Annotated in this window: 9 protein-coding genes; 4 read left to right on the top strand and 5 right to left on the bottom strand. The window is 69.6% G+C overall.

What is annotated here, in order from left to right; translation table 11 throughout:
* Positions 1-75: 75 nt before the first annotated feature.
* Genes R2J76_RS19425 through R2J76_RS19415 form a run of 3 tightly spaced genes read left to right on the top strand, consistent with a single transcriptional unit; the run spans position 76 to position 4,576 of the window.
* Positions 76-2,580, top strand: coding sequence for a 2-oxoacid:acceptor oxidoreductase family protein (locus R2J76_RS19425; RefSeq protein ID WP_316413315.1), 2,505 nt, complete (start codon positions 76-78; stop codon positions 2,578-2,580).
* 32 nt (positions 2,581-2,612) lie between these two features.
* On the top strand, positions 2,613-3,323 hold the full coding sequence (locus R2J76_RS19420; RefSeq protein ID WP_316413314.1) for a Crp/Fnr family transcriptional regulator: 711 nt from the start codon (positions 2,613-2,615) through the stop codon (positions 3,321-3,323).
* 44 nt (positions 3,324-3,367) lie between these two features.
* Entirely contained in the window at positions 3,368-4,576 is a 1,209-nt protein-coding gene (locus tag R2J76_RS19415; RefSeq protein WP_316413313.1) for a hypothetical protein, read from the top strand.
* 355 nt (positions 4,577-4,931) lie between these two features.
* Here R2J76_RS19415 and R2J76_RS19410 read toward each other — a convergent pair whose 3' ends face one another.
* Complete coding sequence (locus tag R2J76_RS19410) at positions 4,932-6,371, bottom strand: glutamine synthetase family protein (RefSeq protein ID WP_316413312.1); 1,440 nt, start codon at positions 6,369-6,371, stop codon at positions 4,932-4,934.
* 157 nt (positions 6,372-6,528) lie between these two features.
* Between R2J76_RS19410 and R2J76_RS19405 the strand changes: the two genes are divergently transcribed.
* On the top strand, positions 6,529-8,595 hold the full coding sequence (locus R2J76_RS19405; RefSeq protein ID WP_316413311.1) for an ATP-dependent DNA helicase: 2,067 nt from the start codon (positions 6,529-6,531) through the stop codon (positions 8,593-8,595).
* Positions 8,596-8,640: 45 nt separating this feature from the next.
* Here the strand turns inward: R2J76_RS19405 and yihA are convergent, their stop codons facing one another.
* The 4 genes from yihA to R2J76_RS19385 all read right to left on the bottom strand — a co-directional run bounded on the left by yihA (position 8,641) and on the right by R2J76_RS19385 (position 11,585).
* Complete coding sequence (gene yihA / locus R2J76_RS19400; RefSeq protein ID WP_316413310.1) at positions 8,641-9,231, bottom strand: ribosome biogenesis GTP-binding protein YihA/YsxC; 591 nt, start codon at positions 9,229-9,231, stop codon at positions 8,641-8,643.
* A gap of 59 nt (positions 9,232-9,290) precedes the next feature.
* Positions 9,291-9,575 carry a 2-amino-4-oxopentanoate thiolase subunit OrtA gene (gene ortA, locus R2J76_RS19395; protein ID WP_316413309.1) on the bottom strand — a complete coding sequence of 95 codons (285 nt, stop codon included), beginning with the start codon at positions 9,573-9,575 and terminating at the stop codon, positions 9,291-9,293.
* Positions 9,576-9,847: 272 nt separating this feature from the next.
* Complete coding sequence (ftsE, locus tag R2J76_RS19390; protein WP_316413308.1) at positions 9,848-10,579, bottom strand: cell division ATP-binding protein FtsE; 732 nt, start codon at positions 10,577-10,579, stop codon at positions 9,848-9,850.
* A gap of 4 nt (positions 10,580-10,583) precedes the next feature.
* Positions 10,584-11,585, bottom strand: coding sequence for a ThiF family adenylyltransferase (locus R2J76_RS19385; RefSeq protein ID WP_316413307.1), 1,002 nt, complete (start codon positions 11,583-11,585; stop codon positions 10,584-10,586).
* Positions 11,586-11,641 lie beyond the last annotated feature (56 nt).

The raw sequence follows: 11,641 nt of genomic DNA, 5'->3' as shown, positions 1-11,641 counted from the left end.
TCCCGGGTTTCGTAGTGCCAGCTACGTTTTGCCCGGGCCTCCGGACCAAGAATCGCTTATTGCCTGGAGTGTCCCATGTCCCATTCCATCCGCCAGCTCTGCCTGGCCCCCGAAGGCCACGCGGAGGTCCTGCAGGGCAACATCGCCTTCGCCGTGGGCTGCGTGCGAAGCGGCGTCCACAGCGCCGACGGCTACCCGGGGACCCCCAGTTCCGAGGTCATCGACCGGGGCCTGGCCCAGGTGCAGGACCTCATCACCGTGGGCTGGTCCGTGAACGAGGCCGCCGCGGCCGCGGTGGGTTTCGGCCACACCCTGGCCGGCCGGGACTGCGTGGTGACCATGAAGATCCCGGGCCTCTTCCAGGCCGGGGACATCTTCACCAGCGGCTCGGGCATCATCAAGGAGCGCGGCGCCCTGGTCTACTTCATCGCCAGCGACTTCACCCCCAGCTCCACCCAGCACCTGGTGGACCCGCGGCCCCTGTTCAAGAGCTGCTTCGTCCCGGTGCTCGAGCCCCGCAACCACCAGGAGATGCTGGAGGCCCCGGGCCTGGCGGTGGAGGTGGCCCGGGCCTTCAACACCCAGGTGGTCGTCATGCCCAGCGGGGCCCTGTGCCACAGCGAGGGCCTGGTGCGCCTGAACGCCTCGCAGACGCGCGAGCCCGTGAAGATGGCCGGGGATCTCCACGGCTTCAACGTCCTCCCGAGCATCTGCAGCAAGTCCTACCTGGAGGTCATGGCCACCCGCATGCCCGGGCTGGTGGAGATGGTGGAGAAGAGCCCCCTCAACCGCTGGGACAAGGGTTCCGGCAAGGTGGGCGTGGTCACCTACGGCGTCTGCGATCTCTACCTGCGGGAAGTGATGGAGGCCCGCGGCCTTGAGCTGGACGTGCTGTCCCTGGCCTTCTCCAACCCCCTGCCCCTGGAGCTCATCAAGCGCTTCTGCGCCACGGTGGAGGAGGTGGTGGTCATCGAGGACGGCTACCGCCACCTGCAGGAGGCCATGGAGCAGGCCGGCCTGAAGGTGCGGGGCAAGCTGCCCTACAGCCCCGTGACGGAATGGACCCCGGCCCTCATCGCCGGGCTGCTGGGCCTGGAGGTCCCCGGGGCCGCCCTGCCCGTGGCGGGGGTCATGCGGCCCCCCCTCATCTGCCCCGGCTGCCCCTACCGGCTCATGGCCCAGGAGCTGAGCTACGCCAAGAGCAAGGGCACCGTGGAGGCCATCTTCGGGGACATCGGCTGCAACGCCCTCCTGTACTTCATGGACGCCATGGACACCGGCCTGGCCATGGGCGCCAGCGAAGGCAAGCGCACCGGCTACGTGCTCTCCCGGCCCGAGCAGGCCTCGAAGTGCGTCAGCATCATCGGCGACAGCACCGAGTGCCACAGCGGCATGGACGCCACCCGCAACGCCATCTACCGCAACGTCCCGGGCGTGAAGATCATCCTGGACAACGAGTGGACCGCCATGACCGGGGGCCAGCCCTCCCCCACCTCCCCGGGCAACCTCGCGGGCCAGGCGAACCGTTTCGACCTCCCCGCGTCCCTGGCCGCCCACGGCGCAAAAGTGGAGGTGATCGGCGCCTACGAGCGCAAGACCATCCGCGCCACCCTGCGCAGGGCCCTGGCGGAGGCCGCCGAGGGCGTCTTCACCACCATCGTCGTGCGCGACGGCGCCTGCCTGAAGAAGATCAAGCCCAGCCGGCAGCGGGTCCAGGTGGACCCCGAGGCCTGCCGCAAATGCGATCTCTGCCTCATCTGCCCGGGCATCGCCAAGGGCGCCGCCGGCGTGCCCGAGGTGACCAACCTCTGCTCCGGCTGCGGCGGCCACGAACCCGCCTGCAGCCAGATGTGCCCCACGAAGGTCCTGAAGCCCGTGAGCCTGGATGAGCTGGGCGTCGCCGCCGGCGGCACCTTCCCCGCGGCCCCGGCGGAGATCCCCGGCGCCGCCGCGGCCGGCCTCCCCCGGCGCCTGTCCCTGGCCATCCGCGGCGTGGGCGGGCAGGGCAACCTCTTCTTCGGGCGGGTCCTCACCCAGCTGGCCATGGCCGCGGGGTACGGGGAGCGCAACATCGTCAAGGGCGACACCCACGGCATGGCCCAGATGGGCGGCCCCGTCATCAGCACCTTCGGGTGCGGCGACGTGGTGAGCCCGGTTCAGCTGCCCGGCACCGTGGACTGCCTCATCGTGATGGAGAAGAGCGAGGTGCTGCGGCCCGGGTTCCTGGACCTCCTGCGCCCCGGGGGCACCATCCTCCTGGCCGGGACCCGCATCCTCCCCGAGGGCATGGCCGAGGAGGCCTATCCCACCGACGCCCAGCTCCAGGCCATCCTGCGGCCCTACCACCTCATCGAGGTGGACCTCCTGGAGAAGGCCATCGCCCTGGGCGATCCCACGGGCAAGATCGCCAACGTCGTGCTCATGGGCATCCTCAGCACCCTGGAGCCCTTCGACCGGTTCCCGGCGGAGCTCTGGTGGAAGGCCCTGCAGGCGGTGAACCCCAAGCCCGCGGTGTGGGCCGCCAACTACGCCGCCTTCAATGCCGGCCGGGCCTCGTCCCGGCCCGTGGAAGCGAGGTAGTCTAGGGGGTTGCCCACGCCCCCGAGGACCCCATGCAGTACGAATTTCCCGTATTCGAGCACCTGTGCCCCTCCTGGGGCCGGGTCACGCATCTGGGCACCCGGCAGGTCTACGCGAAGGGGACCCTCATCCTGGACATGGACCAGCCCGCGGACGGCGTCTACTACGTCCAGGAGGGCCTGGTGGACACGGCCCTGTACACGCTCACCGGCCCCGAAAAGGTGCTCTACAGCGTGGGCGAGGGGTGCCTCTTCGGGCAGGCCTGCTGCTTTTCCACCGGCACCACGGGCGAGGCCACGGTGTGGGCCCACACCAACTGCACCGTCCACTACTTCCGCCGGGAGACCGTCGAGGGCCCCATCGCCCGGGAGCACCCGGAGCTGCTCCTGGAGATGGCCGGGCTCCTGGGGCACATCGTGCGCATGTACGGCGTGTGGCTCCAGGACAGCCTCAGCCAGGACTTCTTCGAGCGGGTCTGCCGGATCCTCGTGTACTTCGTCCGCTGGAAGAAGGGGCCCGGCCCCATCGGGAAGGAGGTCACCATCAACGCCGACCTCACCCAGAACGACCTGGCCAAGCTCCTGGGCCTGCACCGGGTGACCGTCAGCAAGGCGGTGGGGCGCCTGCGGGAACAGGGCATCCTCCGCCGCTTCACCAAGAACGAACTGGATATCGCGGACTTCCCGGCGCTCTGCCTCCTGGGCCAGGTCCCCGTCCACGCCCAGGCCGCCCCGCTGGCATAATCGGGCAAGGCGGCCGACGTCCGGGCGCCACGCCGGGGCCGCCCATGCTCACGATCCTTCCACTCGCATCCGCCTTCCATTCCGCCGCCCAGGTGCGGGAGACCGTCGCCGCCCTCGGGGCCGCCCTGGAGGCCCGGGGCATCGTCCACCGCATGCTCACCTCCCCGGGGGAGGCCGCGGCGCTGCTCATCGTCACCGGCGGAACGGAGCACCTGGCCCTGGAGGCCCTGGAGGGCCAGGAGGGGCCGGTCCTGCTCCTGGCCCACCCCCGGCAGAACTCCCTGCCCGCGGCCATGGAGGTGCTCTGCCGGCTCCGTCAGGAGGGGCGCCCCGGGCGGATCCTCCTGCTCAACGACGGGGAGGAGGGCTACGCCGCCCTGGCCCGGGTGGCGGACCACCTCGCGGTGCGGGCGCAGCTGAGGGCCACGCGCCTGGGGCGCATCGGGGCCCCTTCCGACTGGCTCGTGGGGAGCATGCCCGATGCGGCCCGGGTGGCCGAGGCCTGGGGCCCCCAGATCGTCGACGTGCCCCTGGAGGCCGTGCGCGAAGCCATCCGGGACGCGGACCCGGAGGAGGCCGAAGCCCTGCGCCGGGACTTCTGCGGAGGCGCCTCCGGCATCCTGGAGCCCGGCGCCGCGGACCTGGACCTGGCCGCCCGGGTCGGGGCGGGCCTCCGGGCCGTGGTGAGGGCCTACGACCTGGATGCCTGCAGCGTGCGCTGCTTCGACCTGGTCAAGGAGCTGGCCACCACGGGCTGCCTCGCCCTGTCGGCCCTGCTGGACCAGGGCATCGTGGCGGGCTGCGAGGGCGACGTGCCCGCGGCCCTCACCATGCTCTGGATGCAGGCCGTGAGCGGCGGCGCCAGCTTCATGGCCAACCCCCAGGACCTGGACCCGGCGACCTCCACCCTGTGGCTGGCCCACTGCACCGTGCCCCGGAGCCTGGTGCGGAGCTACGCCCTCCGCTCCCACTTCGAATCCGGCCTGGGCGTGGGCATCCAGGGAACCCTGCCCGAAGGCCCCGTCACCCTCGCCCGCATCGGCGGCCCCGCCCTGCGCGGCCTCTTCGTCTCGGACGGGGAGCTCCTGGCCAACGGTGACTCCCCCCAGCGCTGCCGCACCCAGGTCCAGGTGCGCCTCCAGGGATCCGTGGCCCCGCTCCTCGAGAACCCCATGGGCAACCACCACGTCCTCGTCCCCGGCCACTGGGAGGCGCGGCTGCGGGAGTACCACAGCCTGTGCGTTCCGGCCTGAACGGGCGCCCCTGCCGGTGGCCGCGGGTTTGATGTGCCCAGTTCCCCGGGGGGGTACCGTCACAACGGTGTTCCAACATCATCCGCCGACCCACCGTGAGCGCTCGCAGCAAGCATGCTGCGAGCGCTCTGCCGTATCCAGGCAGGGGATGGGTGGGTCCTGAGGTCCAAGGGCATCCCACTTCCCCGATTCCCCATGGGCAATGGACAACGGAAAGCGCGAGCAGCAGTCATGCTGCTCGCGCTATCGATGGGTCGGGGCGTTTCGTTGGAACCCAGGTGGGTCGGGGTCCTCCCCTGGAACCTCCCCCTAGCGATCTGGAGCCCCCGGCGGGGACGGACGGGAAGACCGAGGCCTAGAACTGGTTCCAGAGCAGCTGGTTGGTTACCTCATGGTGGAACTGGATCTCGCAGGCCTTCACGATGGCGCCCAGGGCCTTGGGGCAACGCTCGGCCTGGAGGAGCTTGACCTCGGCGAACTTGGCGTGGATGTCCTCGCCCAGGGCGTCGGCCAGGAACCGGGAGCCCTTGAAGAGGCGGATGGCGTCGAAGATGTTGTCGGGAAGGAAGCGGGTGCGGGGGCGCTTGGTGGTGTCCTCGGGCTCGCCGGAGGGGCCCTCCAGGCCGGTCTTCAGGAGGGCGTAGTAGAGCATGTAGGGGTTCGCGTCGGGGCCCACCGACCGCACCTCGATGCGCGCGGACTGTTCGTTGCCCAGGGGGATGCGGATCATGGAGCCGCGGTCCGTGGGGGAGACCTTGATCTGGTTGGGGGCCTCGAAGTGGGGATCCAGGCGGCGGTAGGCGTTGACGCTGGGGTTGAGGACCAGGCAGAGCTCGGCGGCGTTGGCCAGGATGCGGTTGAGGAAATCCCAGGCCTTGGCGGAGAGGCCGTCCCGGCCCTTGGCGTCGAAGTAGAGGTTCTTCCCGTCCTTGTTGGCGGAGATGTTCGTGTGCATGCCGTTGCCGTTCACGCCGGCCACGGGCTTGGGCAGGAAGGAGGCGGTGAGGCCCATCTGGGCCGCCACCTGGCGCGCCAGGAGCTTGTACAGCTGCACCTGGTCGGCGGCGACGTTCAGTTCGGCGTACTTGTAGTTCATCTCGAACTGGGAGGGGGCCACCTCGGGGTGGTCCTTCTCGTTGGAGAAGCCCATGGCCCGCTGGGCCTCGGCCGAGGTGTCGATGAAGGCCCGCAGGCTGTCCCCGGGCAGGGAGTGGTAGTAGCCGCCGGTGGAGATGAACTCGAAGGCGTTGGTCTCGTGGTAGTGGCGCTCGGCGTCGCGGCCCTTGAAGAGGAAGCCCTCGATCTCGTTGGCCGCGTTCATGACGATGCCTTCCCTGGCGTAGAGCGTCTCGGTGGCCTCCCGCAGCCGGGCCCGGAAATCCGAGGCGTAGGGCGTGCCGTCCTTCTCCATGACGAAGCCGAACACCAGCACCTTGCCCGCCCCGAAGATGTCCGCGGGCAGCCAGTAGAAGGCGGGCCAGTCGATGGCGAGGCGCAGGTCGGACTCGGCCTGGGCCGAGAACCCGCGGATGGAGGAGCCGTCGAAGGTGAGGTTGTCGTAGGACTTGAGGAGGTACTTCTTGTCGTAGTCCAGCATGTGGAGCCGGCCCTCGATGTCCGTGAAGGCCACGGTCACGGCCTTGATGCGCTTCTCCCCGGCCAGGTACGCCATGCGCTCCTCGCGGATCTGCTCCAGGGGCACCCGGTCCAGGCGCTGCTGCTTGGCGTGGAGGTTCATTTCCTCCAGGGTGTCGTAGGGGATCTCCAGGAAGGTCCTGAGGCTGTCGGTGGCCATGGCTCATTCTCCGGCGTGAAGACTAAAATTGGGCTTCACAAGGATAAAATTATGGTTCGTTAAGATAAAAATCAAGTAAATTATTTGACAACCTTTGACAAGAGCTCCCGGCCGGGGTGGGCTTCCCGTTTCGCCCAATTTCCGCCATTCTGGAACCATGCAGCACCCCATGGATCCCTACTTCGCACCCCCGGAAGGCCGCATCTTCAGTTGTTTTCCCGGGGCCGAGGCCCGCGAGGGGCAGAAGGAGATGGCGGAGCTGGTGTCCGACGCCATCCGGGAGGGGGCCGCGAGGTTCGACGCCTGGCGCAACGGGGGCGGCAGCAAGGACACCCGTCCCGACGCCCTGGTGCAGGCCATCGAGGCCGGGACGGGCACCGGGAAATCCCTGGGCTACCTGGTGCCGGCCCTGGCCTCGGGGCGGCGCCCGGTGGTGGTGGCCACCCGCACCAAGCAGCTCCAGCGCCAGCTCCTGGACGAGGACCTGCCCCGGGCCCGGGGCATCCTGGGCCGGGAGGTGAAGGCGGTGCTGGCCAAGGGGCGCAGCAACTACCTGTGCAAGTCCGCCTGGGAGGCCCTGGAGGCCAACCCGCCCGCGGAGTTCGCCCTGGCCGACCACGGCCTGTGGATGGCCATGGGGCGGTGGGCGAAGGAGACCCTCGCGGGCGACCGGGAGGAACTGGGCCGGTACGGCGAAGGGGAATCCGAGCTGTGGGACCGGGTCAACGCCCGGGCCGAACGGTGCACGGGGCGCCAGTGCCCCCACTACGAGGACTGCCACCTCACGGCCCTGCGCCAGGAGATCCTGGAGGCGGACCTGGTGGTGGCCAACCACGCCCTGCTGCTGGCGGACCGGGTGCTGCGGGAATCGGCCTTCGGCCAGGTGCTGCCCGACGCGCCGGTGCTCATCCTGGACGAGGCCCACGAGATCGAGGAGCAGCTCACGGACAGCTGTTCAGAGCAGTGGAGCAACCGCGCCATGACGATGCTCTTCCGGGATATCGCCGCCGAGGCCGCCAAGGAGCCCGAGGGCGCCCTGATGGACGCCCACCTGGGGCCCTGGGAGGACGCCTGGTCGGCCCTGTTGGCCGCGGTGCCCCTGGACAGCGGCACCTTCGGCTTCGAGGACGACCGGATCCACCTGCAGCCCCTGGCGGACGCCGTGGGGGCCTGGGTGGAGGCGGGGCAGGCCGCCTGGAAGGAAGCCAAGCGTCTCGCCGCCCGGCGGGTGGACGGCAACCCCGAGGACATGGCCTGGCGCAAGGTGGCCGAGCGCATCGGCACCGCCTTCGACCGCATGGAGCAGATCTTCGCGCAGCCCGCGGGGTGGGTTTCCACCATCACCCGGGAGGGCCCCCAGATGGTCCTCTTCAAGGCCAATCCCGTGGACGTGCGCCCCTTCTTCCACCAGCACCTGCGCCGGGGCTTCGAGACGGTGATCCTCACCTCCGCCACCCTTCGGGACGGCAAGGGGTTCAAGGGCCTGAAGCTGCGCCTGGGATTCACGGACGAGGAAGCGGATCAGAGCCGCCACGTGGAAAGCCCCTTCGATTTCCCCAACCAGGGCGTGCTGTTCATCCCCCCGGATCTGCCGGCCCGGCGACCCGGCCGGGACGCCGTGGGCGACCCGGCCTGGGTGGAAGCCAGCCTGGACGCCATGGCGCGCCTCATGACCGCCAGCCGAGGCCGGGCCCTGGTGCTCTTCACCAGCCGCAAGATGCTGGCCGCCTTCCGCCCCCGCCTGGAGGCCGCCCTGCCGGGCATCACCTTCTTCGTGCAGGGGGAGGGCATGACCCGCTCGGCCATGATGGAGCGCTTCAAGACGACCCCCCACGCCGCCCTCCTGGGCCTGGCCAGCTTCTGGCAGGGGGTGGACATGCCCGGGGAGGCCCTGAGCCTGGTCATCGTCACCGCGCTGCCCTTCACCCCCCCCGACGACCCCGTCCTCCAGGCCCGGGTGCGCGAGGCGGACAACCTCAAGCAGGGCCTGGGCTTCATCGGCATCCAGGTGCCCCAGATGACCCTGAAGCTCAAGCAGGGCATCGGCCGCCTCATCCGCACCCGCACGGACAAAGGCGCCGTGTGCATCCTGGACCCCCGCATGATGCTGCCCCACGAGGACCCCAGCGGCAAGCGCTACGCCGCCCAGGTACGGGCGGCGCTCCCGCCCTTCCCCCTCAGCCGGGACTGGGGGGAGGTGGAGTCCTTTCTCCGCGGCCTCTAGGGAAGGGTGCGTGTCCCTGACGCCCAGAAGGGACACGTGCGAAGACTAGAGCAGGTCCAGCAGGCCCGCCACGTCCATGCGGAGTTCGGGGATGCCGGTGCCCTTGTCGGCGCTCACCCAGGCGATGTCGCCGGGTTCCAGGTGCAGGGCGGCGGCCACGTCCCGGCGCTGGGCCAGCTGGCGGGAGGGCTTCACCTGGTCGCACTTGGTGGCCACGATGCGGTAGGGCAGGTCCACGGAGTGCAGCCATTCCACCATCTGGTGATCCAGTTTGGTGGGGCCCACCTCGGCGTCCACCAGGACGAAGACCATGCGCAGGCTCCGGCGGCCGGTGAGGTAGGACTCGATCATCTCCTGCCAGGTGGCGCGCTCCTTGGCGGGGCCGGTGGCGAAGCCGTAACCGGGCAGGTCCACGATCCACCGGTCGGGGCCCGTGAGGAAGACGTTGATGAGGCGGGTGCGGCCGGGGGTCTTGGAGGTCTTGGCCAGGCCCTTCTGCATGCAGAGGGCGTTGAGGAGGGAGCTCTTGCCCACGTTGGACCGGCCCACGAAGGCCACTTCCGCATGGCAGACCCCCAGCGTCCGCACGGTGGCGGCGGAAGTCACGAAGCGGGCATCTCGAAGGGGCTGGGCCATGGGTTCTCTCTCGGTTCCAGGTCCAGCTTGGCAGATCCGGCGGAATTACTCGATGCGGATCAGGCCGCGCCGCCCGCGCTGGCCCGCAGCAGTTCGGGGAAGGTGTTCACGAAGCTGTGGCCGTAGCCGGGGTTCTCGATGCGGAGCTTGCCGGCGTGCTCGTTGCCGATGATGGTGCGGATGCGCACGTGCTGGCCCAGTTCGGCGTCCTCCAGCAGGAAACCGGAAACGCGCACCACCTGGGGGGTCCTGGCGCCGTCCCGGGGCAGGCCCGGCACCCGCTCCCCCGGGCGCGACAGCACCCGCTCCACTTCCACCCAGGTTCCTTTGGCTACGATGCACACAAGATCACCTCTTCGAAGGCTTGTCCTGATTCAAATGCATTCAACCGTTCAGACCGTCCGGCGTTTGCCGGCTGCGGGAAAGCTGGTTTCACCGGAAATCATGGCACATATTGATAACCAAAACCGCCAAATATTTGCGGATGCAAAGGGATTCGGCCGGATGGGCTACGTATGTGCAAACACGATTTTACCAAGTGCCAAGGGTCCGCCGGGCGGACCGGTCCCCGGGGTGGATCCACCCCCGCCGTCCCGGCTCCGGGATTGACGCTATGTCAAAGCCGGGGTCCGTCCACCGGGCGGGAGGCCTCCGCCGGCGGGCCCAGGACCACCGTGCTGGTGGCGGCGGGGTAGTCGAAGGCCACCCGGCCGTGGTCCAAGCCGATGAGGCGCTTGCGCATGCGCTGGATGAGGTTCCGGTCGTGGGTGGCCACCAGCACCGTGGTGCCCTGGCCGTTGATGCGCTCGAAGAGGGTCATGATCTCCTGGGCCAGGTCCGGGTCCAGGTTCCCGGTGGGCTCGTCGGCCACCAGCACCAGGGGATCGTTCACCAGGGCCCGGGCGATGGCCACGCGCTGCTGCTCGCCGCCGGAGAGCTGCATGGGGTAGCTGGCCAGCTTGTGCTGGAGGCCCACCATCTTCAGGGCCCGGAAGGTGCGCTGCTTCTGCTCGGCGTGGCTCACGCCCAGGATCTTGAGCACGAAGGCCACGTTCTCGAACACCGTCATGGTGCGGATGAGCTTGAAGTCCTGGAAGACGACCCCCATCTTCCGCCGCAGCACCGCAATCTCCTTGTCGGGCATGGAGGCCAGGCGGTGGCCGGCCACGCGGATCTCCCCGGTGGAGGGCACCTGCTCCCGGAAGAGCAGCTTGAGCAGGGTGGACTTCCCCGCGCCGCTGGGACCGGTGAGGAAGATGAACTCCCCGGCGTCGATGTGGAAGCTCACGTCCGCCAGGGCCGTATGGATCCGGCCGTACTGCTTGCCCACGTGCGTGAGGGTGATCATGCCCCTAGCATCCCACAACCTCGGTGTACCAGCCACGGGCCCGCTCGGGGCTGATGTCGCCGTGGAGGAGGGCCCGGCCGTCCCGGAAGAGGATGATGTTCAGGTCCCCCTCCCGGCCGGACAGGGACAGGGGGTTGATCTTCCAGGTGTTGCCGGTGCGCTTCTCGATGCGGGTCCTCAGGGCCTCCAGGTCCAGGGCGCCCGGGGGGTTCACCCGGATCTGCACCCCGTCCAGGCCGCAGAGGCGGGAGGCCTTCACGGTCCAGCGGGCGTTGAGGAACTCGGTGACCTTGTCGGTGCAGAAGCGGCAGCGGGTGGCCGGGAGGCTCAGGAACTGGCGCTCGTTCTGCCAGAAGTCGAACCGGGCCAGTTCCGCGTGGGGTTCGGTCCCCGTGAGGAGCTTGATGGCCTCCAGGGCGGCCCAGCTGCCCACGATGCCCACCGTGGGGCCCAGGACCCCGGCCGTGTCGCAGGTGTCGATGTCCCCGCTGGGGGGCGGCTCCTCCATGAGGCAGCGCAGGCAGGGGGTGCGGGGCGGTTCGATGGGCCACACCAGGCCCTCGCCGCCGATGGCCCCGCTGTAGATCCAGGGGGTGCCCGTGAGGATGGCGTAGTCGTTGATGAGGTACCGGGCCTCGAAGTTGTCCGTGCCGTCCATGATGAGGTCGTAGCCGCCCAGGAGCTCCCGGGCGTTGCCGCTGGTGAGGTCGGTGACCGCGGCCTCCACCTGGATGGAGGAATTGGCCTCCCGCAGCCTCTGGGCCGCCACCTCGGCCTTGGGCCGGAACAGGTCGCCCTCCTGGAAGAGGATCTGGCGCTGGAGGTTGGAGGTCTCGACGATATCCCGGTCGATGAGGGTCAGGAGCCCCACCCCGGCCCGGGCCAGCCACCCGGCGATGACCGAGCCGGTGGCCCCCACCCCCACCACCGCCACGCGGCGGGTCCGGAGCCGGGCGTCGGCCGGGGCCCCCAGGAAGATGCGCTGCTTGGCGTACCGTTCGGACATTCCACCATCATAGACAACAAGGGACGGATGCGTATCCGTCCCTTGGGTCCGTGGGG

This window comes from Mesoterricola silvestris (genome assembly GCF_030295405.1).
In the GTDB taxonomy this organism is placed as follows: domain Bacteria; phylum Acidobacteriota; class Holophagae; order Holophagales; family Holophagaceae; genus Mesoterricola; species Mesoterricola silvestris.
The sequence above is the reverse complement of the archived record's forward strand: the minus strand, read 5'-3'. Positions and strand labels throughout refer to the sequence as shown.